Source organism: Nonomuraea dietziae, from assembly GCF_014195505.1.
Lineage (GTDB): Bacteria > Actinomycetota > Actinomycetes > Streptosporangiales > Streptosporangiaceae > Nonomuraea > Nonomuraea roseola.
The window spans coordinates 879,498-905,699 of record NZ_JACIBV010000002.1 but is presented as its reverse complement, the minus strand read 5'-3'; the positions used below and the strand labels follow the sequence as shown (position 1 = coordinate 905,699).

Below are 26,202 nucleotides of genomic sequence, written 5' to 3'. Positions count from 1 at the left end.
ACGCGCGTGGGGCCGCCTGCCGTACGAAAGGGATCAGACGGGAGAGACGGTCGCCTCGGAGGGCGCGCTCTCGCGGGTGAGCGGGTCGAGCGAGGTGACCAGGTACTGTCCTGGCGCCTTGGTGGCGAAGGACGGACCGGAGACGACGGCCACCAGGTTGCGCGAGTCGGTCGCCGAGCAGGTCTCGCCCGAGGTGGGCACCTTGTAGACGGCGTAGGAGCGGGCGCCGGGGACCGCGTTCCACTTCAGGACCGAGCCCTGGGCCTTCAGGCCCGACGGCTTGGCGGGGGGGTCGCCCTTCTGGCCCTTGGGAAGGGGCAGCAGCGCGGGACGCGCATAGTGCTCCTTGACCAGGCGGTCCATCACCTTCAGCGGGTTGGCGCCGATCTGCTTGGCGCTGAAGTAGACGTCGCCGTCGACCTGCTTGTAGGAGCGGTTGAGCTTCAGGTGCGCGGGCAGCTCACCGGCCTTGGTCCAGGCGGGCACGTCCGTGGCGCCGACCCGGTAGAGCGCCTGGCCGATGTACAGGCGCACGTCGGTGCCCTTGACCTCGTTGGCCCACCACGGCACCAGCGCCTTGTAGTCGGCGGCCTGGAAGCCGCGCGGCCAGTAGAGCTGCGGCATCACGTAGTCGACGGTGCCCGCCTTGATCCAGGCCCTCGCGTCGGCGTAGATCGAGTCGTAGGCCGACATGCCCGCGGTGGCCGAGCCGGACGGGTCCTGGGCCTTGTTGCGCCAGATGCCGAAGGGGCTGATGCCGAACTTGACGTCCTTCTTGGTGGCATGGACGGCCTTGTGCACCTGGGCGACGAGCTTGTTGACGTTTCCCCTGCGCCAGTCGGCCAGCTTGGCGCCGTCGCCGTAGCGCCTGAAGGCCGCGGTGTCGTTGAAGGCGCCGCCGCCGCCGGGGTAGGGGTAGAAGTAGTCGTCGAAGTGCACGCCGTCGATGTCGTAGCGCTTGACGACGTCGGTGACGACCTTCACCACGTGCTCGCGCACCTGCGGCAGGCCGGGGTTGTAGTAGAGCAGGCTGCCGTACTTCACCAGCCAGTCGGGGTGCTGACGGGCGGGGTGGGAGGCGGGCAGCCGCGCGGTGTTGGTGTCGTAGGCGGCCCTGTAGGGGTTGAACCAGGCGTGGAACTCCAGGCCCCTCTTGTGCGCCTCGGCGGTGAGGAAGGGCAGCGGGTCCCAGCCGGGGTCCTTGCCCGGCGTGCCGGTGAGGTACTGCGACCACGGCTCGTACGGCGACTTGTACAGCGCGTCGGAGGCCGGCCTGATCTGCACGAAGACCGCGTTGAGGTTGCGCTTGACCGCGTTGTCGAGGATGCGGACGTACTCGGCCCGCTGCTTGGCGGGGCTCAGCCCGGTGGCCGAAGGCCAGTCGATGTTCTTCACCGTGGCGATCCAGACCCCGCGCAGCTGGCGCTTGGGGTAGCGGGCGTCGGCCACGCAGTTCTCCGTGGCCTTGACGGGTGTGGCCACCCTGCCCTTGGGAGCGGCGGCTTCGGCTCCGGGGCCGCCGAAGGCGTAGGCGGCGGCGGTGGCGGCGATCGCGACGGCGGAGGCCGCAAGCAGAGGTCGTCCGTTACGCATAGTCCCCCAGTGTGACATCGCCTCTGGGGTGCTTCGACCAAAAAACGAAATGGATTTGTGATTCAAGTGTGACTCAGGGGGAGGGCGTTACCCTCCCCCTGTCGAGGGGCGTCAGTCCTCCGCTGTCACCTTGTCGGTCAGGTGCGAAGGCAGTGGTTCGTAGCGCAGGAACGTCCGCTGGAAGGTTCCGGTGCCGTGCGACATCGACCTGAGGTCTATCGCGTAGCGGGTGATCTCCAGCTGCGGCACCTCGGCCTTCACCAGTGTCCTGCCCGTCCCGACGGGCTCGGTGCCGAGCACCCTGCCTCTCCTGCTGGACAGATCGGACATCACCGCGCCGACGTGGTCGTCGGCCACCAGCACCGCGATCTCGTCGACCGGTTCGAGCAGCAGCGTCGCCACCTTGGCCGCGGCCTCCTTCAGCGCGAGCGAGCCCGCGATCTGGAAGGCCATGTCGGAGGAGTCGACCGAGTGGGCCTTGCCGTCGTAGAGCGTGACCCGCACGTCCACCATCGGGTATCCGGCCAGCACGCCCCGCTCCATCTGGGCGCGCACGCCCTTCTCCACCGACGGGATGAACTGCCTGGGCACCACGCCACCGACGATCTTGTCCACGAACTCGAAACCCCCGCCGGACGGCAGGGGCTCGACCTCCAGATGGCAGATGGCGTACTGGCCGTGACCGCCCGTCTGCTTGACGTTGCGGCCCATCGCCTGGCATCTGCCGCCGAAGGTCTCGCGCAGCGGCACCCTCAGGGGCACCCGCTCCACCTCCACGCCGTGGCGCTTGGCCAGCCGGTCGAGCAGGACGTCGGTGTGGGCCTCGCCCATGCACCACAGCACCAGTTGCCTGGTCTCGGCGTTGTTCTCCAGCCGCAGGGTCGGGTCCTCGGCGACCAGCCGCGCCAGGCCCTGTGACAGCTTGTCCTCGTCGGCCTTCGACCTGGCCCTGATCGCCACGGGCAGCAGCGGCTCGGGCATGGTCCACGCCGTCATGAGCAGCGGGCGTTCGGGCTCCGACAGCGTGTCGCCCGTCTCGGCCCTGGCCAGCTTCGCCACCGCCACGATGTCGCCAGGAGCGCCCTTGGCGATGGCGCGCTGCTGCTTGCCCAGCGGGCAGGTCAGCGTGCCGATGCGCTCGTCGACGTCGTGGTCCTCGTGGCCGCGGTCGGCCAGGCCGTGGCCCGACACGTGGACGGTCATGTCGGGACGCAGCGTTCCCGAGAACACGCGCACCAGGCTGATCCTGCCCACGTACGGATCGCTGGTCGTCTTGACCACCTCGGCCACCAGCGGCCCGTCGGGGTCGCAGGCCTTGACGGTCACCGGCTTGCCATCGAGCGTGGTGATCTCGGGCAGCGGGTGCTCGAGCGGCGAGGGGAAGCCCTGGGTGATGCCCTCCAGGATCTCCTGCGCGCCCACGCCGAGGCCGCTGGCCAGCACGGGGTAGAAGTTGCCCCGCGCGACCGCCTTCTCCAGGTCGTCGATCAGCACCTTGGTGTCGATCGCCTCGCCCGACAGGTAGCGGTCCATGAGCGACTCGTCTTCGCTCTCCTGGATGATGCCCTCGATGAGGGCGCCCCTGTACTCCTCGATCCTGTCCTCGTACTCGGCGCCGGGCTCCCTCTCCGTGCGGGTGCCCGTGGCGTAGTTGTAGAACTTCTGCGACAGCAGCCCGATCAGCCCCGCCACGTGCCCGTTGGTGACGACGGGAAGGTAGAGGGGCGCGACGCCCTCGCCGAAGACGTCCTGGCACTCGGCGAGCGCCTGGTCGAAGTCGGCCCGCTGATGGTCGATCTTGGTGATGACCACCGCTCTCGGCATGCCGACCTGGCTGCACTCCTCCCACAGCATCCGGGTCAGCCCGTCCACGCCGTCGGTGGCGGAGACCACGAACAGGGCGGCGTCGGCGGCGCGCAGCCCGGCCCGCAGGTCGCCCACGAAGTCGGCGTAGCCAGGGGTGTCGAGAAGGTTGATCTTGATTCCGTTGTGGACCATGGGCGCGACCGACAGGTTCACCGAGCGCTGCTGGCGCACCTCGATCTCGTCGAAGTCGCTGACCGTGGTGCCGTCCTCCACGCGGCCCATGCGCTGGATGGTGCCGGTGGCCACGAGCAACTGCTCGACGAGGGTGGTCTTGCCCGCTCCCGAATGGCCGACCAGTACGACGTTGCGTATCGCGTCCGCCCTGTCGGCCGCTGGTGCCCTGCCCGCGGCTCCTATGGCCGCGCCGTGGTGCTTCTCAGCCACTTCGCCTCCGCTTCCGTGGGACGGGCTCGCGGGGGTACGGCGCGCGCCGTCCTGTTCGTCGTTCGGATGGGTATCTGGAGTCTGTCGGCGTCGCATCCAGCGGAGTCACCGCAAAGGACGCGGTTAGTTCACCAAATACCCGTGTGGCGAATATCACAAGGGGGCTGAGGCAAAGAAGTGCAAGGGGCCGAGATGGCCTACGATCAGAGCGCGATGCTCAAACTCCTGCGCCCGGCCATGACCCGGATACTCACCCCGCTGGGCAGGGCACTCGTCCAGCGCGGGATCGGCCCCAACGCCGTCACGGCGATCGGCACACTGGGCACGGTCATCTGCACCCTGGTGTTCTATCCCGTGGGCCAGCTGTGGTGGGGCTCACTGGCGATCACGATCTTCGTCCTGTTCGACCTGCTCGACGGCGTCGTGGCCCGCATGGGCGGCGGCGGGGGCACCACGTGGGGCGCCTTCCTCGACTCCACGCTCGACCGCCTGGCCGACGCGGCCATCTTCTCCGGGCTCATCATCTACTTCTTCGTCCAGCGCGACCTGCTCATGGCGGCCGTCGCCCTGTTCTGCCTGGTGGCGGGGGCGCTGGTGTCCTACGTCAAGGCCAGGGCCGAGGGGCTCGGCCTGACCTGCGACGTCGGTCTGGCCGAGCGCCCCGAGCGGCTGGTCGTGGGCCTGGTGGCGGCGGGGCTGTCGGGGCTGGGCGTGCCGTACATCCTGCCCCTCGGCATGTGGCTGCTCGCCGCCGCCAGCGCGATCACGGTCGTGCAGCGGGTAGTACATGTCCATCGCCAGATTGGAGCGCGATGACCTCCCTTCAGGACCGCGTGGTGGCCGCGGGGTTCGCGGCAGGCTGGACGCTGCTGCCGTACCTGCCGAAGAAGGCGACCGCGGCCGCCTTCAGGGCCGTGGCCGACAGCGCGTGGCGCAGGCGGGGCCTGAGCGTGCGCCGTCTGGAGCACAACCTGGCCAGGGTCACGGGCCTGGGCGAGGACAGCGCCGAGCTGCGCGCGCTCAGCCGCGCGGGCATGCGCTCCTACCTGCGCTACTTCCACGAGATCTTCCTGCTGCCGAAGATGGACCGAGCCGAGGTCGTACGGCGCACGCACGTGACGGGCGCCGAGAACATCTTCGACACCGTGGCCGCGGGCAGGGGCGTCGTGCTGGCGCTGCCGCACATGGGCAACTGGGACCAGTCGGGCGCGTGGCTGACGGGCAGCGGCCACAGCTTCACCACTGTGGCCGAGCGCCTCAAGCCCGAGTCGCTCTACCGCCGCTACGTCGCCTTCCGCGAGAGCCTGGGCATGGAGGTGCTGCCGCTGACCGGCGGCGCGGGGCACAACTTCGGCACCCTGGCCCAGCGCGTGCGCAAGGGCGGCATCGTCTGCCTGCCCGCCGAGCGCGACCTGACCAAGAACGGCGTCAAGGTGGAGTTCTTCGGCGCCACCACCCAGGTGCCCGTCGGCCCCGCGCTGCTGGCGGTCAAGACGGGGGCGGCGCTGCTTCCCGCGATCCTGTGGTTCGAGGGCGACGACTGGGGGCTGCGCATCCACGAGGAGGTGCCGGTCCCCGCCGAGGGCACGCTCCAGGAGCGCACGGCCGCTGTGGCGCAGAGCCTGGTGACGGTGTTCGAGAAGGGCATCGCCGAGCACCCCGAAGACTGGCACATGCTGCAGCGCCTGTGGCTGGAGGACCCCAAGTGAACGTCGGCATCGTCTGCCCCTACTCGTGGGACGTGCCGGGCGGGGTCAAGCAGCACATCGACGACCTGGCACAGGCGCTCATCGCGCAGGGCCACCAGGTGTCGGTCATCGCGCCCGCCGGAGACGACGCCGAGCTTCCCCCCTACGTCACGGGGGCGGGCAGGGCGGTGCCGGTGCCCTACAACGGGTCGGTGGCCAGGATGTCGTTCGGCTTCATCTCGGCCGCGCGGGTGCGCCGCTGGATCCAGGAGGGCGACTTCGACGTCCTGCACATCCACGAGCCGCTGGTGCCCAGCCTCGGAGTGCTGGCCTGCTGGGCCGCCAAGGGCCCGATCGTGGCGACCTTCCACGCCTCCTTCACCCGTTCGCGGGCCATCGCGATCGCCGAGCCGATGCTGCGCAGCGCGCTGGAGAAGCTCAGCGGGCGCATCGCCGTCTCCGACGCCGCCCGCAAGAGCCTGGTCGAGCAGTTCGGCGGCGACACCGTGCTGATCCCCAACGGGGTGACCGTCAGCCGCTACACCGAGGCCGAGCCGCTGGAGGGCTTCGGCCCCGATGGCAGGACGCTCGGCTTCCTCGGCCGCATGGACGAGCCGCGCAAGGGGCTGCCCGTGCTGCTCGAGGCGATGGAGCTGATCCCCGAGGCCAGACTGCTGATCGCGGGCCCGGGCGAGGTCAAGATCCCCAAGTCGATCCGCGACAGGGTCACGCTGCTCGGCATGGTGAGCGAGCAGGACAAGATCCGCGCCTACCACTCCGTCGACGTCTTCGTCGCGCCCAACACCGGCGGCGAGAGCTTCGGCATCGTGCTGGCCGAGGCCATGTCGGCGGGGTCCACCGTGCTGGCCAGCGACATCCCCGCCTTCCGCAGGGTGCTGGGGGAGGGGCAGGCGGGCGCGCTGTTCGCCAACGGCGACGCCGAAGCGCTCGCTGAGGAGGCCCGCAAGCTTCTCGCCGACCCCGAGCGCAGGGCCAAGCTGTCCGACGAGGCGCGCGTGGCGGTGCGCAAGTACGACTGGTCCACCGTCGCCCGCGACGTGGTCCGCGTCTACGAGACCGTCACCGCCAGCGCGGGCAGGGTGGAGGAAGACTCCCTCACATGAGCACCACCGTCATCGTCCTCATCGTCGGCATCCTCGTGGTGCTCGCCGCCGTCTACGTCTCCTGGCGGGCCGGCCGTCTCGACCGCCTGCACATCAGGCTGGAGCTGGCTCGCGAGGCCCTCGACGTCGCCCTGGTCAGGCGTTCGGCCGTCGTCCTCGAGCTCGCGGGCTCGCGCCTGCTCGACCCCGCCACCTCGCTGGTGCTGGCCGCCGCCGCCCACGAGGCCCGTACGGCGGGCCCCGACGAACGCGAACACGCCGAGAGCGACCTTTCCAGGGCGCTGCGCGCGGCGGTCGACCAGGAGCGCTTCAGGGAGAAGCTCTCCGAGTCGCCCGGCGGACGCTCCCTGCTGGAGGAGCTCGACGCCGCCGTCGCCAAGGTCGTCTACGCCCGCAGCTTCTTCAACAACGCCGTCGGCGTCACCCGCACCGCCCAGCGCCGCTGGCTGGCCCGCACCCTCCGCCTGGCAGGCCGCACCGAGTTCCCGCAATTCTTCGAGATCGATGACAATCCGCCGGAGACCATGGCAACCGAATGACCCGATTTGGGGAGCCCGGTAAGCTTCGTTCCGTTTTCTTGGTCAAACGGAGGAGTTGGCAGGGTGCGGATACCCCGAATGATCGCGGTGACGCTGGCGGTGCTCGGCCCGGTCGTGGCCTGCTCCAGCGGTGGCGGCGCGGCGACGCCCTCGAAGGCTCCGCAGGCGGCCCCGGCCGACCCCTCCGCGGCGCCCGAGGAGAAGGGGCACCCGTTCACGGGCCTGCCGTACGAGGAGCTCAAGCCCGTCCTGGCGGTGAAGATCGAGAACACCGCGGCGGGCAAGCCCCAGCTCGGGCTCAAGAGCGCCGACATCGTCTACGTCGAGCAGGTCGAGGCGGGACTGACCCGCCTGATGGCGGTCTTCTCCTCCAAGCTGCCCGCCAAGGTCGGCCCCGTGCGCAGCGCCCGGATCTCCGACCTGCACATCACGCCGCAGTTCGGCAAGCCCGCCTTCGCCTACTCGGGCGTCCAGACCAAGATGCTGCCGTTCGTGGCCGAGGCCTCGCTGTTCGACGTCGGCGACACCCGCAACCCCGGCGCGTTCTTCCGCCAGCCGGGCCGCTACGCCCCCTACAACCTGTTCGCCAACACCAGGCAGCTGCTGGCCAAGGCGCCCAAGGCGACCAAGGCCAAGGACATCGGCTTCACCTTCGGCGAGGCCCCTGCCGAGGGCGGGGTGGAGAAGAAGACGTGGACGGTCAAGTGGCCCGCCGCGACCTTCACCTTCGGCTGGTCCGAGACGAAGAAGCAGTGGCTGATCTGGCAGGACGGCAAGAAGAACATGGCCGCCGAGGGCGGGCAGCTCGGCGCGCCGACGATCGTCATCCAGTACACCAAGACCGAGCGCTCGGAGTTCCACGACAAGAACCAGAGCTACACGCCGCTGGTCCACACGGTGGGCAAGGGCTCGGCGATCGTGCTGCGCGAAGGCAAGGCCTACAAGGCCAGGTGGTCGAGGGAATCGGAAGAGGACGGCACGACGTTCACCACTGCGAGCGGCGAGCCGATGAACTTCGCCCCAGGCCAGGTCTGGGTCGCGCTCGCCAGCCGCAAGCCTGTCATTCCTTAACGTATAAAACCCGTGCTCGACCCTGACATGGTGGTGTGTCGGGAAACGGGGTGTTAAGGACCTACGATGGGCTTGAGAACTTACCGACCTGCCGTTGTGAGGAAGACCGTGTCTACCAGCCCCGTCACCGGAACCGCGCGCGTCAAGCGCGGCATGGCCGAGATGCTCAAGGGCGGCGTCATCATGGACGTCGTCAACGCCGAGCAGGCGAAGATCGCCGAGGACGCCGGGGCGGTCGCCGTCATGGCCCTTGAGCGTGTGCCCGCCGATATCAGGGCCCAGGGTGGCGTCTCCAGGATGAGCGACCCTGACATGATCGACGGCATCATCGGCGCCGTCTCCATCCCCGTCATGGCCAAGGCCCGCATCGGCCACTTCGTCGAGGCGCAGGTCCTGCAGTCGCTCGGCGTCGACTACATCGACGAGTCGGAGGTCCTCACCCCCGCCGACTACGCCAACCACATCGACAAGTTCCAGTTCACCGTGCCGTTCGTGTGCGGCGCGACGAACCTGGGCGAGGCGCTGCGCCGCATCACCGAGGGCGCGGCGATGATCCGCTCCAAGGGTGAGGCCGGCACCGGCGACGTCTCCAACGCCGTCACCCACATGCGCACGATCAGGGGCGAGCTCAAGCGTCTCGCCTCGCTGCCCGAGGACGAGCTCTACGTGGCGGCCAAGGAGCTGCAGGCGCCGTACGAGCTGGTCGTCGAGGTCGCCAAGACCGGCAAGCTGCCCGTCGTGCTGTTCACCGCGGGCGGCATCGCCACCCCGGCCGACGCCGCGATGATGATGCAGCTCGGCGCCGAGGGCGTGTTCGTCGGCTCCGGCATCTTCAAGTCGGGCGACCCCGCCAAGCGCGCGGCCGCGATCGTGAAGGCGACCACCTTCCACGACGACCCCGACGTCGTCGCCAAGGTTTCCCGCGGTCTGGGCGAGGCCATGGTCGGCATCAACGTCGACGAGATCCCCCAGCCCCACCGCCTGGCTGAGCGCGGCTGGTAGGAAGTTCCCGGAACAAGCGGCATCCCTTGAGGGGGTGCCGCTTTTTCGTGCCTCTGGAGGCGTCCTCCCTCACCCGCACGCCGTCGGCCGGATCAGGGGGTGAACGAAGGACGGTCGGTAGGAAATCTCCGTCGATGATGTGACTGCTGATAAATTTCGCCGTTTGTGTGACAGGTGGTGTTAACCGCGGAGTCATGATCCTCCGCAAGGCTACGGGCGTCCCTCCTAGATCGTCCCGGGAGCACCCGTGTCCAAGCTCAACCGCCGCTCCTTCCTCGTCACCGGACTCGCGGCGGGCGCCACCGCCGCGCTGCCGGCCGCCGCCTCCGCCGACCCGCTGCCCGACCCCGCCGCCGACCCCTCCGCGGAGAGCGCGGCCACGCTCGCCTCGCGCGGGCTGCGCTCCGACCCGTTCACGCTCGGCGTGGCCTCGGGCGACCCCGACCACGGCGGCTTCGTGATCTGGACCCGCCTGGCCCAGCAGCCCCTGGCCGAGGACGGCATGGGCGGCATGCCGCAGCGCCCGTTCCCCGTTTTGTGGCAGGTCTACGCCGACGAGCGCTGCCGCAGGGTGGTTCGCGCGGGCGTGGCGATGGCCGCTCCCGAGTGGGGGCACAGCGTGCACGTCGAGGTCGAGAACCTCTCCTCCGACAGGGAGTACTGGTACCGCTTCCGCGTCGGCCCCTACGTCTCGCCGGTGGGCCGCGCCCGCACCGCCCCGCACCCGCTGGCGTACGGCGGGGCGCTGGCGATGGCGTTCGTCTCATGCGCGCAGTACGAGCACGGCTTCTTCACCAGCTACCGCCGCCTGGCGGAGGAGAACCCCGACCTGGTCCTGCACCTGGGCGACTACCAGTACGAGTACACCAAGAACACCTACACCATCCCCGGCGGCAACGTCCGCCACCACGACGGCCCCGAGACCGAGACGCTGGCCAACTACCGCCAGCGCCACGCGCAGTACAAGGCCGACCCCGACCTCCAGGCCGCGCACGCAGCCGCCCCCTGGCTGGTCGTCTGGGACGACCACGAGATCGACAACAACTGGGCCGACGAGGTGCCGGAGAAGCCGGAGATCCCGCAGCCGAACTTCCTGCAGCGCCGCGAGGCCGCCTTCCGCGCCTACTACGAGAACATGCCGCTGCGCCGTACCTCCATTCCCCGGGGCATCGACATGCAGCTCTACCGGCGGATCCGGTGGGGGCGGATGGCGACCTTCCACATGCTCGACACCCGTCAGTACCGCGACGACCAGGGCTGCGGCGACGGTTACAGGGACTGCCCCGCGGCGGTCGACCCCGCGCGCTCCATCACCGGCGCCGAGCAGGAGGCGTGGCTGCTGGACGGCTTCCGTCACTCGCGCGCGCAGTGGGACATCATCGGCCAGCAGGTCTTCTTCGCCCAGCGTGACAACAACGCGGGCCCCGTGAAGGTCACCAGCCAGGACGCGTGGGACGGCTACGTCGCCTCCCGTCAGCGCATCACCCAGGGCTGGATCGACGCGGGCGTGCGCAACCCCGTCGTGCTGACCGGCGACGTGCACGCCCACTGGGCCAGCGACCTGAAGCTGGACTACGACGACCCGACGGGGCCCTCGGTCGGCTCCGAGCTGGTGGCCACCTCGATCAGCACCGGCGGGAACGGCGCGGACTCCGACCCCGCCAAGCACGCGTTCCTGAAGATCAACCCGCACCTGAAGTTCTACAACAACCAGCGGGGCTACGTCCTGACGAAGATCGAGAAGGAGCTGATGACGGCCGACTTCAGGGTCGTGCCCCAGGTGCAGACGCCGGGGTCGGCGGTGCACACCAAGGCCACCTTCGTCGTGGAGGACAGGGTGCCCGGCGTCCAGCAGACCTATCTCAGGCCCCTCGACCCGTCGCTCAGGTCCCTGCCCGACATCACCGCCGAGGAGACCGTCCGCCTGGAGACCGAGCGTCCGTAACGCCCACCCCGACTCACCGCAGGCGGCGCCCTCTCGGAGGGCGCCGCCTGCCGGCGTGTACGGCAGGCGCCACCATCCACGCTCCCCGGCGCGCGTGGATATGGACCGCACCTTCCAGGAAGTGGTTGCATAACGGTTCATGCTGGATCAAGCCGTCATCACGGTGATGACCTGGAACGTGTGCACCGGCACCAACGCCGCCTGCGAGCTGTACCGCAGAAGCCCGCAGGAACTGGCGTGGCACATCAGCGACCATCTCCTCGGCGACCCCGACGTGATCTTCCTGCAGGAGTTCTGCACCGGCGCCACGGGCACGCTCGAGCAGTGGCTCGAGTGGAAGACCGGACGGAGCTGGACCGTCAGGTCATGGGGCCTGACGACGGCGCAGGGCAGGCCGTACGACTGTCATCCCGACAGGAACGGCCGCCCGCGCGGCGCGCAGAGCGTCACGGTCGCGGTCGCCGACCACGCGGCCGCCTTCGAGACCGTGCCGCTGACCTCCCCGCCCTGGTTCGCCAGGCGCGCCGCGCTGTGCGCGACGATCCCCGCCGTCAAGGTGCGGGCCTGCGGCACCCACCTGTCGTCCGGCATGGCCAACGACGACGCCCAGCGTGGCGCGCCGTACCGGCACAAGCAGGTCAGGCAGCTGATGGCGGCCGCGCCGAAGGCGGGCCACACCAGCGTCTTCGGCGGTGACCTCAACCTCACGCCCGGCAGGGTCGCCGCCTACCGCTCCTACGACGAGTGCGATCCGCGCATGCGGTGGACCTACGTGAAGAAGCGGAAGATCGACTACCTCTTCGCGCCGAAGGGCCGCGTGCTGAGGTGCTGGGTCGACAGGGAAGCAAGGGGCTCCGACCATCTGCCGATGGCGGTCAGGGTGGCCCTGTAGGAAGAGCACGGGCCGCCCTGGTGTTGAATCTAGGCGAAACCCGGACCACGAAGGAAGGACGACCGTGCCCAAGATCGGTGTACTCGCGCTCCAGGGAGACGTGCGCGAGCACGTCCACATGCTGGAGGAGGCGGGCGCGCAGGCCATCGCCGTGCGCAGGCCCGCCGAGCTCGACGCCGTGGAGGGACTGGTCATCCCCGGCGGGGAGTCCACCACGATCTGGAAGCTCGCCGAGATCTTCGACCTGCTCGAGCCGCTGCGCATGCGGATCAAGGACGGCATGCCCGCCTACGGCTCCTGCGCGGGCATGATCATGCTGGCCGACCGCATCCAGGACGGCATCGAGGGACAGCAGACGATCGGCGGCATCGACATGGTGGTCAGGCGCAACGCCTTCGGCCGGCAGGTCGACTCCTTCGAGTCCGATCTGTCCTTCGCCGGCGCCGATGTGCATGCCGTCTTCATCCGCGCCCCCTGGGTGGAATCGGTGGGATCCGAGGTCGAAGTTCTGGCCACCGCGCCCCCGGGCGATAGGATCGTCGCGGTCCGCCAGGGGCCGCTGCTCGCGACATCGTTCCACCCCGAGCTGACCGGGGACACTCGCGTGCACGAATACTTCGTAAACATGGTGAGGGAGCTCTAGGTAATGTCCGGCCACTCCAAATGGGCGACGACGAAGCACAAGAAGGCCGCACTCGACGCCAAGCGCGGCAAGCTGTTCGCGAAGCTCATCAAGAACATCGAGGTGGCGGCCAGGACCGGTGGCCCTGATCCGGATGCCAACCCCACCCTCTTCGACGCCATCTTCAAGGCGAAGAAGAACTCCGTGCCCAACGACAACATCGAGCGGGCCCGCAAGCGCGGCGGCGGCCTCGAGGCCGGCGGCGCCGACTGGCAGACCATCATGTACGAGGGCTACGCCCCCGGCGGCGTCGCTGTGCTCATCGAATGCCTCACCGACAACCGCAACCGCGCCGCCTCCGAGGTGCGCGTCGCGCTGACCCGCAACGGCGGCTCGCTGGCCGACCCCGGCTCGGTGTCGTACATGTTCAACCGCAAGGGCGTCGTGATCGTGCCCAAGAACGGGCTGTCCGAGGACGACGTGCTGGTCGCGGTGCTCGAGGCGGGCGCCGAGGAGGTCAACGACCTGGGCGAGTCGTTCGAGGTCGTCTCCGAGGCCGGCGACCTGGTGCCGGTGCGCAAGGCGCTGCAGGAGGCGGGCATCGACTACGACTCGGCCGAGTCGAGCTTCCTGCCGACCATGAACGTCCCGCTCGACGAGGACGGCGCGCGCAAGGTCTTCAGGCTCATCGACGCGCTCGAGGACAGCGACGACGTGCAGAACGTCTTCGCCAACTTCGACGTCTCCGACGAGGTCATGGAGAAGCTCGACGCCTGATCGACGCCCGCCCAGCTGAGACCGGTCCGCCGCCACGCGGGCCGGTCTTCTCGTTCGCACGGGCGCGGCCCGCGGACGGAAACCGGAAGGCGGGCGATCCCGCGGCCGTTGTAGGTTGTCGCTTTGTGGAGATTCGTGATCTGACGTCCGACGACCTCGAAGCCGTCCTCGACACCCGCGTCCGCTCCTTCGGCCCGCTCGACGGCGACCCCGAGAGCTGGTTCGCCCTCGCGAGGGCGGCGCTCGAACAGGGGCGCTTCCTCGGCGTCTTCGACGGCTCCAGGCTGGCCGCCGCCGCCAGGCTGCCCGGGTTCACCCAGTGGTGGCACGGCAGGCCGCAGCCCATGGCGGGCGTCGCGGGCGTCGTCGTCAACCCCGAGGACAGGGGGCGCGGCGTCGGCAGGCAGCTCATGCGGGCCGTCCTGGCCAGGGCGGCCGAGCTGGGCGAGGCCGTCTCGGCGCTCTATCCGGCCACCACCCAGATCTACCGCTCGCTCGGCTGGGAGCACGCGGGCGCCGAGAACGCCGTCACGCTGTCGCCCGAGGCGCTGCGCACCATCAGGCCCACCGAGCCCGTCAAGATCCGCAGGATGGGCCCCGACGACGCCGCCGAGGTGATCGCCATCCTGGGCCGCGTCCACGCCGCCAACCGCGCCAGCGGCCCCATCTGCTGGGACGAGAGCTCGTGGCGGCGCTTCCTCGGCGCCAAGGACGACTTCCTCTACCTGGCCGACGACGGTTTCGTCGCCTACAGCTGGGAAGACGGCGACATCTCGGTCGACCACCTGGTCGCGGGCTCCGAGGCGACCGCCCGCGCCCTGTGGTCGCTGGTCGGCACCTCCTCCTCGATCGCCACGAAGGTCTCGGCCGTCGTCGCCCCCGACGACCCCGTGCTGTGGCTGCTTCGCGAGCGCACCAAGGAGGAGCTCAAGCAGATCAGATGGATGTTCAGGGTCGTGGACGTGGCCGACGCCGTCGCCAGGCGCGGCTTTCCCTCGGCGCTCTCCGCCGACGCGCTGATCACGGTGGACGATCCCGAGCGGCCCGCCAACACCGGCACGTGGCGGCTGGAGGTCTCCGGCGGTTCGGGTACCGCGAGCGCGGCCGAGGGGGAGGGGGCGGGCTTCACCGTCAACGGGCTTTCGGCGCTGTACGCGGGGGTCCCGGTCTCGACGCTGCGCCTGTCCGGCATGCTCTCCGGCACCGACGAGTTCGACGAGGCGCTGGCCGCGGCGTTCGCGGGCCCCGCCCACATGATCGACTACTTCTGACCGTGACGCCCCGCCCCGCTCGGCCGCCGGGGCGTGTTCGCCGTGCGGCCCCCGCCCAACCAGGGTAGAGTTCCCTGCCGAACAGATGTTCGGCGAACGGGAGGGCGGCCGTGCGGGTGTTGGGTGTCGACCCAGGGCTTACCAGGTGCGGCATCGGCGCCGTCGAGGGCCGGCCGGGGGCTCCGCTCAAGCTCGTCGCGGTCGGCGTGGTCCGCACCTCGGCCGACGACGAGCTCGGCGCCAGGCTGGTCGGCATCGAGCGGGGCATCGAGCAGTGGCTCGACGAGGTACGGCCCGACGCGGTCGCCGTCGAGAGGGTCTTCGCCCAGCACAACGTCCGCACCGTGATGGGCACCGCCCAGGCGGCGGGCATCGCCCTGCTGTGCGCCTCCCGCCGCGGGCTGCCCGTCGCGCTGCACACGCCGTCGGAGGTCAAGGCGGCCATCACCGGCAGCGGCACCGCCGACAAGAAGCAGATCGGCACCATGGTCACCAGGCTGCTGCGGCTGGCCGAGATGCCCAAGCCGGCCGACGCGGCCGACGCTCTCGCGCTCGCCATCTGTCACGTGTGGCGGGGCGGCAGCCAGAACCGGCTGGCCGAGGCGCTGGCCAAGGCATCGAGAGGACGTGCGTCGTGATCGCGTCGGTTTCCGGGGTCGTGGCGGCCATCGCGCCCGACTCCGCCGTGATCGAGGTCGGCGGCGTGGGCGTGCTGGTGCACTGCACGCCCGGCACGCTGGCCACCCTGAGAGTGGGCGAGCACGGAAGGCTCGCGACCTCCCTGATCGTCAGGGAGGAGTCGCTGACCCTCTACGGCTTCGCGACCGACGACGAGCGCACGGTCTTCGGGCTGGTCCAGACGGCCAGCGGGGTGGGCCCGAAGCTGGCGCTCGCCATGCTGGCCGTCCACACCCCCAACTCGCTGAGGGTCGCCGTCGCCTCCGCCGACCTCAAGGCGCTGACCAGGATCCCCGGCATCGGCCAGAAAGGCGCCCAGCGCATCGTGCTGGAGCTGAAGGACAAGCTCGGCACGCCGGAGGAGGCGGTCAACGCCGCGCTCAACGGTCACGCGGCCAAGCCGCTGTGGCGCGAGCAGGTGCACTCGGGCCTGGTCGGGCTCGGCTACTCCACCAGAGACGCCGACGAGGCGATCGCGCTGGTGGAGCCGCAGGCCGACGCCGAGGTGGTGGCGGGCAGGGAGCCGCAGGTCGCCGTGCTGCTCAAGGCGGCGCTGCGGGTGCTGAGCATCCGATGAGCAACGGGCTTGCACGCGGCGCCTGGCGAGAGAGGGTAGGAGCGTGAGCATCGAGCGAGACCTGGTGTCGCCTGACGCCGAGGGCGACGAGCTGCAGATCGAGGCGGCCCTGCGGCCCAAGCGCCTGGCCGACTTCATCGGGCAGGGCCGGGTGCGCGAGCAGCTCTCGCTGGTCCTGGAGAGCGCGCTCAGGCGCAACAGGCCGCCCGACCACGTACTGATGAGCGGCTCGCCGGGGCTCGGGAAGACCACGCTCGCCATGATCGTCGCAGCCGAGCTCGGTGCCCCGCTGCGCATCACCTCGGGGCCCGCGCTCGAGCGGGCGGGCGACCTGGCGGCGATCCTGTCGACCCTCACCGAGGGCGAGGTGCTGTTCATCGACGAGATCCACCGGATGGCGCGCCCCGCCGAGGAGATGCTCTACCTCGCCATGGAGGACTTCAGGGTCGACATCATCGTCGGCAAGGGCCCTGGCGCGACCGCGATCCCGCTGGAGATCGCGCCCTTCACCCTGGTGGGCGCCACGACCAGGGCGGGCCTGCTGCCCGCGCCGCTGCGCGACAGGTTCGGCTTCACCGCCCACATGGACTTCTACGAGGTCGCCGAGCTCGAGCAGGTCCTGCGGCGCTCCTCCAGGCTGCTCGGCGTCTCGCTGCCCGACGAGGGCGCCCACGAGATCGCCAGACGCTCGCGCGGAACGCCCCGCATCGCCAACAGGCTGCTGCGCAGGGTGCGCGACTTCTCCGACGTCCGCTCCGACGGCGTCATCACCCGCGACATCGCCTCGGCCGCGCTCAACCTCTACGAGGTCGACGCCGAGGGGCTCGACCGGCTCGACAGGGCGGTGCTCGGGGTGCTGCTGCGCAAGTTCGGCGGCGGGCCCGTCGGCCTGTCGACGCTGGCCGTCGCCGTGGGGGAGGAGCCGGAGACAGTGGAGGTGGTGGCCGAGCCCTTCCTGGTGCGCCAGGGTCTGCTCGCCCGCACTCCGCGCGGGCGGGTGGCGACCTCGGCCGCCTGGCTTCACCTGGGGCTGACCCCGCCGCCCGACGCCCCGTTCTGATCCCCGACGGCAAGCCCGCCGAGCCCCACCCCCGTCACCGGCGGGCGCCCGTCCAGGGAGACGCTCACCGGGATCACCGCTGACCCGCCGTCACGGCCCGTCCGCACACGTTCTCGAAAGGGCGGTCACAGAACGGTTGCAAGCGTTGCAAATTGGGAACTTCCCCGCGCGCCGAAACGCTGCCTCGTTGCCGGGTTTCGCAACAACCGCCTACACTCCGTGGCTTGGCTGGCTGTGTAAGCTGACGGGCTGAGCGGCGCGGCCCTCGACGCAACGCATGGAATTTCCGGCTCGAAGCCGGTGTCATCATCTTGTATAGAAGATGGAAGGTCGCCCTCGTGAACTCAACGCTCATGAACATCCTGCCGCTCATCCTGTTGGTGGTGGTGTTCTACTTCCTGCTCATCAGGCCGCAGCGCAAGCGGCAGCAGGAGGCGCTCCAGATGCAGAACTCGCTCGCGCCTGGCGCCCGCGTCATGACCACCACCGGCCTGTTCGCCACCGTGGTCGCCATTGACAACGAGGATGTCATCCTGGAGGTCTCTCCTGGGGTCGAGACCCGCTGGGTGAAGGCCGCCATCGGCCGCGTCGTCACCCCGGTCGACGACAAGATCGCCGCGACGGCGGTCCCGGAGACGAACGACGAAGCCGACGAGACGGTGGACCGCAACGGCGATCAGGGCACGAATACCAACAAGTCCTGACTAGTCTTGCGGCCGACCCCTACCTGAAAGAAACGACGACCAGTGGCCCGACCGACCAGCGGCCAGAGCAAGCCGGGGCGCACGCTCCTGGTGCTCCTGGCGCTCATTCTCGCCATGGGCGGGGCGATGTTCCTGCAGCCGGCGTTCACGCCGAAGCTCGGACTCGACCTCGCAGGTGGTACGACGGCGACCCTCTCGCCGGTCACCCCGAATGGCACTCCCCCCTCCGAGGAGAGCCTCAACCTCGCCGTCAACATCATCCGTGAGCGGGTGAACGGCACCGGAATCTCCGACGCGGAGGTCGCCAAGTCCGGCGACAACATCGTCATCTCGGTGCCGGGGGCCGGCAAGGACGAGGTCATCAAGCTGGTCGGCACCACGGCGGAGCTCCGCTTCCGTCAGGTCCTGGCCGCCGAGGCGGCCCAGCCGCAGCCGAGCACCATGCCCACGCAGGCGCCCACCCCCTCCACCGGGCCGAGCGGACAGCCGTCGGGCTCACCCTCCGCCGCGCCGAGCGTTCAGCCGTCGGCCAAGGTCCCCGCGCCGAGCGCCTCCCCGACGGGAAAGGCCCTGTCGTCCGCGCTGACCTCGCCCAACCCCGCCCCCTCGGCGAGCACGCAGGGCCAGTCGGAGCAGAAGGCGAACGACCCCAAGGCCAACGACGCCAAGGGTAACGACGCCAAGAACAACGACGGCAAGAACAACGACGCCAAGGGGAACGACCCGAAGGGCAACGACTCCAAGGCCACGCCCTCGGCGACGCCCAGCGCCCAGCCGAGCGGCGACCCCGCCGCCGACCCGGCTCTCGCGGGCATCGACCCGGCGCTGATCAAGCAGTTCAACGAGCTCGACTGCGCCAAGAACAGCGGCCAGGGCGTCCAGGACGACCCGTCCAAGCCGTACGTCACCTGCGACCAGGACGGCACCGCCAAGTACATCCTCGACAAGGCTGAGGTCGTCGGCGCCGACATCGACACCGCCAGCGCGGGTGTCCAGCAGACCACGGGCCAGTGGGTCGTCCAGCTGAACTTCAAGAGCGCGGGCGCCTCGGCGTGGTCGGCCCTGACCACCAAGGCCTACCAGGCGCAGGCGCCGCGCAACATGGTCGCCGTCGTCCTCGACGGCGTCGTCATCACCGCGCCGAACATCAACGAGCCGATCCCCGGCGGTCGCGCCGAGATCAGCGGCAGCTTCACCCAGGAGAGCGCTACCAAGCTGGCCGACCAGCTGAAGTACGGCGCGCTCCCGCTGAAGTTCGTGCGCAGCTCCATCGACACCATCTCCTCGACGCTGGGCAACGACCAGCTCATGGGCGGCCTCATCTCCGGCGCCATCGGCCTCGGCCTGGTGGTCCTGTACTCCCTGCTCTACTACCGCGGTCTCGGTCTCGTCGCGGTGCTGAGCCTGGTGGTGGCCTCGATCATCACCTACGAGGCGGTCGTGCTGCTGGGCACGTACGCGGGCTTCGGCCTCTCGCTGCCGCACATCATCGGCCTGGTGGTGTCGATCGGCATCACGGCCGACTCCTTCATCGTCTACTTCGAACGCATCAGAGACGAGATGAAGGAGGGCAGGCGCACCCTGCGCGCCGCCGTCGAGGTGGCCTGGGTGCGAGCCAGGCGGACGATCCTGATCGCCGACGCGGTCATGTTCATCGCCGCCATCGTGCTCTACTTCCTCGCGGTCGGCGGTGTGGCGGGCTTCGCCTTCGCGATGGGCCTCACCACGCTGATCGACGTGCTGGTGGTGTTCATGTTCACCAAGCCGTTCATCGCGCTGCTGGCGAGGATGAAGTTCTTCGCCAAGGGTCACAAGCTCTCCGGTCTCGACGCCGAGCGCATGGGGCCGGACACTGTCCGTACGACCACCCCGCAGGAGGCCTGACATGGGACTCGGGCGTCGCCTCTACCGTGGCGAGATCGACGTCGACTTCGTCGGCCGCCGGAAGCTGTGGTACAGCCTTTCGGCCTTCCTGCTCCTGTTCTCCATCGCCGGTCTGGTGTTCAGCGCCGCCACCAACGGCAGCCCGCTGAACCTGGGCGTGGAGTTCAAGGGCGGCTCGGTGTTCTCCTTCGCCGCGCCGAAGGCCACCATCGAGCAGGTCCGCGAGACCATGACCGACGCGGGCGTGCACCAGCCGATCGTCCAGCAGGCCGGCAGCGGCTGGCGCGTCACCACCGAGACTCTGGACGAGGCCAACCTCACCAAGGTACAGCAGTCGGTCGCCACCGAGCTCGGCGTCGACTCCAAGCAGATCTCGATCACCTCGATCGGGGCCTCGTGGGGCGGTGAGGTCGCCAACAAGGCCTGGATCGGCCTCGGCGTGTTCATGCTCGCGATCATTCTGTATCTGAGCATGGCCTTCGAGCCCAAGATGGCGCTGGCGGCGATCGTCGCGCTGATCCACGACCTGGTGATCACGGCGGGCATCTACGCCTGGTCGGGCTTCGAGGTCACCCCCGCGACGCTGCTGGGCTTCCTCACGATCCTCGGCTACTCGCTGTACGACGCGGTCGTCGTCTTCGACATGATCAAGGAGGTCACCGCCAAGCTCGGCACGACCTCCAAGAAGACGTACACGATGGCCGCCAACGACGCGCTCAACCACACGCTGATCAGGTCGCTGAACACCTCGCTCGTCGCCATCCTCCCGGTGGCCGCGATCCTGTTCATCGGCACGACGGTCCTGGGCGCGGGCACGCTGAAGGACCTGTCGCTGGCGCTGTTCGTCGGCATGCTGGTCGGCACGTACTCCTCGCTGTGCGTGGCCACGCCGCTGCTGGTGACGCTGAAGGAGCGCGAGCCGAAGTACCAGGCGATCGCCCGCAGGCTCGCCTCGACGGGCGGCGGCAAGAGCGGCTCCAAGCGGGCCGCGGTCGCGAAGAACTAGCTCCACCTCGCCGACGCCTCCGCACCCCGCTCCAGGGGTGCGGAGGCGTCGCCGTTCCCACCCTCGAACACCGCTCCCCTGACCGGTCACCCACACGCCCCCTGCCGATGCGCACACGGCACGGCTGCGCGCCCGCAGAGAGCAGCGGGCACGACGAGGAGCGGTAGTGCCGCCAGAGAGCCGATGAGGGCTCTGGGGTGGGGGAGGGGCGACTCAGGGGCGACCGCGAGGCCGATGTCGTCGCCGGCGCGGGATTGTGGGAGGGTGGGTCGTCGGTAGAGCGGGCCACCCGCGGACAAGGGAGACAACACGACGTGAGCGAGCTGAGCCAGCTGATCCTCGACAGGATCAGGGACGTCAACGACTACCCCAAGCCGGGCGTCGTGTTCAAGGACATCACCCCGCTCCTTGCCGACGCCAAGGCCTTCGCCGCCGTGATCGACGAGCTGGCCGGCCTCTACCCGGGCGTCGACAAGATCGTGGGCATCGAGGCGCGTGGCTTCATCCTCGCCGCGCCCGCGGCCTACCGGGCGCAGGCGGGGTTCGTGCCGGTGCGCAAGAAGGGCAAGCTGCCCTCCGCGACCCTCGAGACCTCCTACGAGCTGGAGTACGGCACGGCCGACATCGAGGTCCACCGGGACGCCTTCAGCCCCGGCGACCGCGTGCTGATCGTCGACGACGTGCTGGCCACGGGCGGTACCGCTGAGGCCGCTGTGGAGCTGGTGAAGAGGGCGGGCGCCGAGGTCGTCGGCCTGGCCGTCCTCATGGAGCTGGCCTTCCTGAAGGGCAGGGAACGGCTCACGGGAGTCGATCTCCACTCGCTCGTGATCGTGTGATTGGCGCACCGGCCGACGCGCGGGTTTTCCACCTGGATACACTGAGGGGATCTGGACTCGGACGCGAGGAGTCTGTGTGCCCCGTGAAGTGGTCGTGCCCGACGTAACCGAAGCCGGAAATTCCGATGGGGGTTCCGGCGTTCCAGCGGTGCGTCGTCGACGGTTTGGGGGTGGGGCCATGAATCCGGTGCTGGAGCCGCTTTTCAGGACGGTCCGGGCCACCCATCCCAAGGCTGACTTGCGCGTGATCGAGCGTGCCTACGATGTGGCCGCCTACCATCACCGCGACCAGAAGCGGAAGAGCGGCGATCCCTACATCACGCATCCGCTGGCCGTCGCGACGATCCTGGCCGAGCTGGGCACCGACGACGAGACGCTGTGCGCCGCGCTGCTGCACGACACGGTCGAGGACACCGCCTACAGCCTCGACGAGCTGCGCGCCGACTTCGGTGACAAGATCGCGCTGCTGGTCGACGGTGTCACCAAGCTGGACAAGGTCAAGTTCGGCGACGCCGCGCAGGCCGAGACCGTGCGCAAGATGGTCGTGGCGATGTCGCGCGACATCAGGGTGCTGGTCATCAAGCTGGCCGACCGCCTCCACAACATGCGCACGATGCGTTACCTGCCCGAGCACAAGCGGCAGCAGAAGTCCCGCGAGACGCTGGAGATCTTCGCGCCGCTGGCCCACCGCCTGGGCATGAACACGATCAAGTGGGAGCTCGAGGACCTCGCGTTCGCGATGCTCTACCCCAAGCGCTACGACGAGATCGCCCGCATGGTCTCCGAGCGGGCCCCTCGTCGAGACCTGTTCCTCCAGGAGGTCATCGAGAAGGTCTCGGCCGACCTGCGCGACGCGAAGATCCGCGCGGTGGTCAAGGGCAGGCCGAAGCACTACTACTCGGTCTACCAGAAGATGATCGCCCGCGACGTGGCCTTCGACGACATCTACGACCTGGTGGGCATCAGGGTCCTGGTCGACTCCGTGCGCGACTGCTATGCGGCGCTCGGAACGATCCATGCCAGGTGGAACCCGGTGCCCGGCCGGTTCAAGGACTACATCGCGATGCCCAAGTTCAACATGTACCAGTCGCTGCACACCACGGTGATCGGTCCTGAGGGCAAGCCGGTCGAGCTGCAGATCCGCACGCACGCGATGCACCACAGGGCCGAGTACGGCGTCGCCGCGCACTGGAAGTACAAGGAGGAGGCCGGCACGCCCGGCCCCTCGGGCAAGGTCAAGCAGCCGGGCGGAGACATGGCGTGGCTGCGCCAGCTGCTCGACTGGCAGAAGGAGACCTCCGATCCCGGCGAGTTCCTCGAGTCGCTGCGCTTCGACCTGTCGGTGTCGGAGGTGTACGTCTTCACGCCGCGCGGCCAGGTGGTGGCGCTGCCCGAGGGCGCGACGCCCGTCGACTTCGCCTACGCCGTCCACACCGAGGTCGGTCACCGCTGCATCGGCGCGCGGGTCAACGGACGGCTGGTGCCGCTGGAGTCGCGGCTGGGCAACGGCGACACTGTCGAGATCTTCACCTCCAAGTCGCCCGACGCCGGTCCCTCGCGCGACTGGCTGAAGTTCGTCAAGTCGGGCCGCGCCCGGAACAAGATCAGGCAGTGGTTCTCCAAGGAGCGGCGCGAGACCGCGATCGAGGCGGGCAAGGAGGCCATCGGCAGGGCCATGCGCAAGCAGGGCCTGCCGCTGCAGCGCCTGATGTCCGGTGAGTCGCTGCTGGCCCTCGCCCGCGACCTGCGCTACCCCGACGTCTCGGCGCTCTACGCGGCGGTCGGCGAGGGGCACATCGCCGCCCAGTCGGTCGTGCAGAAGCTCGTGGCCTCCATCGGCGGCGTCGACAGCGCCGAGGAGGACATCGCTGAGACCTCGATGCCCACCAGGCTCAGCCGCCGTCCCAAGAGCGGCGGCGGCGCGGGCGTCGTGGTGGCGGGCGACTCCGACGTGTGGGTACGGCTCTCGCGATGTTGCACCCCCGTGCCGGGCGACGACATCGTCGGCTTCGTCACGCGCGGCCACGGCGTCTCCGTGCACCGCTCCGACTGCTCGAACGTGCAGCAGCTGAAGGAGCAGCCCGACCGCCTGGTCGAGGTGACGTGGGCGCCCAACGAGGACTCCGTGTTCCTCGTGGCGATCCAGGTGGAGGCGCTCGACCGGCCGAGGCTGCTGTCGGATGTCACGCGCACCCTGTCCGACCAGCACGTCAACATCCTGTCGGCGTCGGTGACCACCTCGCGCGACCGGGTGGCGGTCAGCAAGTTCACCTTCGAGATGGGTGACCCCAAGCACCTGGGCCACGTGCTGAAGGCCGTGCGCAGCATTCAGGGCGTCTACGACGTCTACCGGGTCAGCGGAGCCGCCGGCGGCTGACCGCGGCACCTTCGGGTCTCCCACCAGGAAGATCATGATCCTGGCGGGGACCGAAGCGCCGTGAGCCGACCGTGGGCGAAGACCCACAGATAGAGCGCCCAGCCGAAGGCGACGACCACGAGCGTGGCGGGCTGCGACTCGGCCACGGCCTGGCGGCAGATCGCCACCGTGATCGGGATGGTGTAGCCGACGAGGAACGCCAGTCCGAGCACCCTGCCCGCCATCAGGAACCACGCGTAGACCCGCACGCCAACAGGCCTGTCCCTGTCGCGCCCGCTCTTACGTTCGCGCAGGTAGGCCTGGGCGTCGGCCATGAGGTTCTTGTTGCCGCCCGCGTTCGCCAGGGCGTAGTAGACGTCCGTGCGCATGAAGAACAGGAACTGCCAGACGATCTGGGAGGCGCAGATGGCCAGCACCAGGCGGGCCAGGCCGTGCTCGGCCACGTACAGCGCGCAGGCGCTGACGGCGACCAGGAACAGGTCGGTGCGCATCCCCGCCAGGTGGGCGCGGTAGCGGCGGCGGCGCGGCAGCCGCCAGACGCCGGTGACCTTCGTCTGCACGACCAGGAACTGCAGGCGGGTGCCCAGCGACAGCTCGGCCCGCACGCCCAGGGAGCGGGCGGCGAGGATGTGGCTCAGCTCGTGGACGAGGACCAGCGCCCACGAGCCGACCGCGAACGACAGCGTGAAGGCCAGGCTGTCCGCCCAGACCAGCCCCGACATGCCGGTGACGATCCTCGGTCGCGCGATGACGGCCGCCACCGCGCAGAGCGTCAGCAGGGCGACGACCGCGTTGGCGGCGGGGGAGAACAGCCAGCCCACCTGCCCGGGTCTGATCCTGTCCCAGAGATTCGGCGCCAGGTCGGGCCGGCGAAGCAGGCCCATGCCGTCCAGGCCCGCGACGAAGGCCGCCACGTCCACGTCGGCGCCGTGGCGCTCCAGGACCTCCTTCCTGACCTCCTCCACCGTCCTGGAGCCGTCGAGCAGCGCCAGGACGGTCGCCGCGATGCCGGGGACGTTGACGAACGCGACCCCGTTGCCGACCACGTAGTCGTCAGGGCCGTCCTCGACGACGCTGAGGAAGGTGAGGTCCGGCCTCACCCGCAGACCTCGCAGGCCGGCAGGCGCTCGAAGGCGTGGCCCGTGGTCGTCAGGTCGAGCAGGTCGAGGTGGACGGTCCTGCCCTCGATGGCGGGCGCGCCCGTGCCGGTCAGATAGCGGATGATCTCGCCCGCCATGAGCCCGGACACGGCGGCGCACAGCGGCCCGAAGGCGGGGACCGTTCGGCCCGCGTTGTCCGCGCTCGGCAGCTCCGTCGTGCCGTACCGCCGGGCGAGCGTGCGCTCCTGGCAGGCCAGGCAGCCGGTGACGCCCGGCACCACCAGCGGGCCGACCAGGCCGACGTGCTGGTTGAATCCGCCGGTCACGAACGGCACGTCCGCCGCCACGCAGGCGGCGTTGACCCACCGGCGGATGTGCGGCTGCGGCGTGTCGACGGTGTTGACCACGAAGTCGGCCCCCGCCAGCGGCACGTCGCAGGGGCCGGCGATCCTGCGCTCGATCTCGACGACCTCGGCGGAGGGGACATGGGCGCGCAGCCTGGCGGCGGCCGAGGCGACCTTGGAGCTGCCCAGGTCGGAGGTGGTGTAGAGGTGCTGGCGGTGCAGGTTGGACAGCTCGACCCTGTCGTCGTCGACGAGCGTCAGCCGCCGCACGCCCGCCGTGGCGAGCTGGAGGGCGACCGCGCCGCCGATGGCGCCGGCCCCGAGCACCGTGACCCGGCGCAGCGCGAGGCCGCGCTGGGCGGCGAGGGCACGGTCGGCGGCGTGGAACATCGACAGGAACAGCGTCTGCCTGGAGTGCCGCTCGTCGGCGGTCAGCGCAGACAGCTCCTCCTGCGTGACGAGGATTCTGGCGGCCAGCAATTGTTCGACGGCCGCGTCTATCTCGTCGGGAGTTACTCCGTCAAGGAGGCGGTAAAGCTCTGGTTTCGATCGCGGTTTTCGCGCGCAGAGCCGAAAAAGCGCGCGTAAAGGCTTTTTCGCAGATTCGAGCACCCGGCCGGTCGGCGGAAAGTCGCCGAGCCGCACCCGCTCGCGTGAGTCGTCGATGAACAGGGGGAAGACCGGATTCACCTGAATCCGAGAAAGCATGGGCCTGGCTCCGGGAGAGATGGCGTGGGGCCCCTGCCGAGACCCCACGAAACGGTTCAGCAGCTGTTGCTGTTACCCGTGGTCTCTACCTCTTCGACCGGCTTGATCTCGATCGTCATCTTGACCCCTTTCGTCGATCATCACGAGCCTTGTG

The 26,202-nt window shown here is 69.6% G+C and carries 23 protein-coding genes; 19 read left to right on the top strand and 4 right to left on the bottom strand.

Annotated elements, in window-relative coordinates; translation table 11 throughout:
- Window positions 1–33: 33 nt before the first annotated feature.
- A complete protein-coding gene (locus FHR33_RS46960) occupies window positions 34–1,593 on the bottom strand; it encodes a glycoside hydrolase family 10-like protein (RefSeq protein ID WP_183662198.1) in 1,560 nt (519 codons plus the stop codon).
- 111 nt (window positions 1,594–1,704) lie between these two features.
- A complete protein-coding gene (locus FHR33_RS46955) occupies window positions 1,705–3,843 on the bottom strand; it encodes an elongation factor G-like protein EF-G2 (protein WP_312896095.1) in 2,139 nt (712 codons plus the stop codon).
- A gap of 192 nt (window positions 3,844–4,035) precedes the next feature.
- On the opposite strand from FHR33_RS46955, the gene pgsA reads away from it, so the two are divergent.
- The 19 genes from pgsA to FHR33_RS46860 all read left to right on the top strand — a co-directional run bounded on the left by pgsA (window position 4,036) and on the right by FHR33_RS46860 (window position 23,896).
- On the top strand, window positions 4,036–4,659 hold the full coding sequence (pgsA, locus tag FHR33_RS46950) for a phosphatidylinositol phosphate synthase (RefSeq protein ID WP_246453729.1): 624 nt from the start codon (window positions 4,036–4,038) through the stop codon (window positions 4,657–4,659).
- The gene (locus FHR33_RS46945; protein ID WP_183662194.1) at window positions 4,656–5,552 is read left to right on the top strand and encodes a phosphatidylinositol mannoside acyltransferase; all 897 of its coding nucleotides are present in this window, start codon (window positions 4,656–4,658) and stop codon (window positions 5,550–5,552) included. Before pgsA ends, FHR33_RS46945 begins: the two co-directional genes overlap by 4 nt.
- The gene (locus FHR33_RS46940; RefSeq protein WP_183662192.1) at window positions 5,549–6,655 is read left to right on the top strand and encodes a glycosyltransferase family 4 protein; all 1,107 of its coding nucleotides are present in this window, start codon (window positions 5,549–5,551) and stop codon (window positions 6,653–6,655) included. Before FHR33_RS46945 ends, FHR33_RS46940 begins: the two co-directional genes overlap by 4 nt.
- Window positions 6,652–7,194 carry a hypothetical protein gene (locus FHR33_RS46935; protein WP_183662190.1) on the top strand — a complete coding sequence of 181 codons (543 nt, stop codon included), beginning with the start codon at window positions 6,652–6,654 and terminating at the stop codon, window positions 7,192–7,194. Before FHR33_RS46940 ends, FHR33_RS46935 begins: the two co-directional genes overlap by 4 nt.
- Before the next feature lie 63 nt (window positions 7,195–7,257).
- Window positions 7,258–8,265 carry a DUF3048 domain-containing protein gene (locus tag FHR33_RS46930; RefSeq protein ID WP_312896094.1) on the top strand — a complete coding sequence of 336 codons (1,008 nt, stop codon included), beginning with the start codon at window positions 7,258–7,260 and terminating at the stop codon, window positions 8,263–8,265.
- A 66-nt stretch (window positions 8,266–8,331) separates the two neighbouring features.
- Window positions 8,332–9,267 (top strand): pyridoxal 5'-phosphate synthase lyase subunit PdxS, encoded by a 936-nt coding sequence (gene pdxS, locus FHR33_RS46925; protein WP_183662188.1) that lies wholly within the window; start codon window positions 8,332–8,334, stop codon window positions 9,265–9,267.
- Between the two features lie 247 nt (window positions 9,268–9,514).
- Entirely contained in the window at window positions 9,515–11,212 is a 1,698-nt protein-coding gene (locus FHR33_RS46920; protein ID WP_183662186.1) for an alkaline phosphatase D family protein, read from the top strand.
- Window positions 11,213–11,351: 139 nt separating this feature from the next.
- Window positions 11,352–12,104 carry an endonuclease/exonuclease/phosphatase family protein gene (locus FHR33_RS46915; RefSeq protein ID WP_183662184.1) on the top strand — a complete coding sequence of 251 codons (753 nt, stop codon included), beginning with the start codon at window positions 11,352–11,354 and terminating at the stop codon, window positions 12,102–12,104.
- Between the two features lie 118 nt (window positions 12,105–12,222).
- Window positions 12,223–12,747: a pyridoxal 5'-phosphate synthase glutaminase subunit PdxT gene (gene pdxT, locus FHR33_RS46910; RefSeq protein WP_246453878.1), complete on the top strand. Its 525-nt coding sequence runs from the start codon at window positions 12,223–12,225 to the stop codon at window positions 12,745–12,747.
- A gap of 3 nt (window positions 12,748–12,750) precedes the next feature.
- A complete protein-coding gene (locus FHR33_RS46905; RefSeq protein ID WP_183662180.1) occupies window positions 12,751–13,503 on the top strand; it encodes a YebC/PmpR family DNA-binding transcriptional regulator in 753 nt (250 codons plus the stop codon).
- A gap of 125 nt (window positions 13,504–13,628) precedes the next feature.
- Window positions 13,629–14,774: a GNAT family N-acetyltransferase gene (locus FHR33_RS46900; RefSeq protein ID WP_183662178.1), complete on the top strand. Its 1,146-nt coding sequence runs from the start codon at window positions 13,629–13,631 to the stop codon at window positions 14,772–14,774.
- A 110-nt stretch (window positions 14,775–14,884) separates the two neighbouring features.
- Window positions 14,885–15,412: a crossover junction endodeoxyribonuclease RuvC gene (gene ruvC, locus FHR33_RS46895; RefSeq protein ID WP_183662176.1), complete on the top strand. Its 528-nt coding sequence runs from the start codon at window positions 14,885–14,887 to the stop codon at window positions 15,410–15,412.
- Window positions 15,409–16,029: a Holliday junction branch migration protein RuvA gene (ruvA, locus tag FHR33_RS46890; protein WP_183662174.1), complete on the top strand. Its 621-nt coding sequence runs from the start codon at window positions 15,409–15,411 to the stop codon at window positions 16,027–16,029. Before ruvC ends, ruvA begins: the two co-directional genes overlap by 4 nt.
- A 43-nt stretch (window positions 16,030–16,072) precedes the next feature.
- Window positions 16,073–17,089 (top strand): Holliday junction branch migration DNA helicase RuvB, encoded by a 1,017-nt coding sequence (gene ruvB, locus FHR33_RS46885; protein ID WP_183662173.1) that lies wholly within the window; start codon window positions 16,073–16,075, stop codon window positions 17,087–17,089.
- Between the two features lie 353 nt (window positions 17,090–17,442).
- Window positions 17,443–17,793, top strand: coding sequence for a preprotein translocase subunit YajC (gene yajC / locus FHR33_RS46880; protein ID WP_183662171.1), 351 nt, complete (start codon window positions 17,443–17,445; stop codon window positions 17,791–17,793).
- A gap of 42 nt (window positions 17,794–17,835) precedes the next feature.
- On the top strand, window positions 17,836–19,677 hold the full coding sequence (gene secD / locus FHR33_RS46875; RefSeq protein ID WP_312896092.1) for a protein translocase subunit SecD: 1,842 nt from the start codon (window positions 17,836–17,838) through the stop codon (window positions 19,675–19,677).
- A 1-nt stretch (window position 19,678) separates the two neighbouring features.
- Complete coding sequence (secF, locus tag FHR33_RS46870; RefSeq protein WP_183662169.1) at window positions 19,679–20,683, top strand: protein translocase subunit SecF; 1,005 nt, start codon at window positions 19,679–19,681, stop codon at window positions 20,681–20,683.
- 314 nt (window positions 20,684–20,997) lie between these two features.
- Entirely contained in the window at window positions 20,998–21,519 is a 522-nt protein-coding gene (locus tag FHR33_RS46865) for an adenine phosphoribosyltransferase (protein WP_183662167.1), read from the top strand.
- 178 nt (window positions 21,520–21,697) lie between these two features.
- A complete protein-coding gene (locus tag FHR33_RS46860) occupies window positions 21,698–23,896 on the top strand; it encodes a RelA/SpoT family protein (protein WP_183662165.1) in 2,199 nt (732 codons plus the stop codon).
- Window positions 23,897–23,928: 32 nt separating this feature from the next.
- Here FHR33_RS46860 and FHR33_RS46855 read toward each other — a convergent pair whose 3' ends face one another.
- Together FHR33_RS46855 and FHR33_RS46850 are read right to left on the bottom strand one after the other, a co-directional pair.
- The gene (locus FHR33_RS46855; protein ID WP_183662163.1) at window positions 23,929–24,996 is read right to left on the bottom strand and encodes a PqqD family protein; all 1,068 of its coding nucleotides are present in this window, start codon (window positions 24,994–24,996) and stop codon (window positions 23,929–23,931) included.
- A complete protein-coding gene (locus FHR33_RS46850) occupies window positions 24,993–25,820 on the bottom strand; it encodes a TOMM precursor leader peptide-binding protein (protein WP_183662161.1) in 828 nt (275 codons plus the stop codon). The genes FHR33_RS46855 and FHR33_RS46850 overlap by 4 nt, the downstream gene beginning before the upstream one ends.
- Window positions 25,821–26,202: the final 382 nt, after the last annotated feature.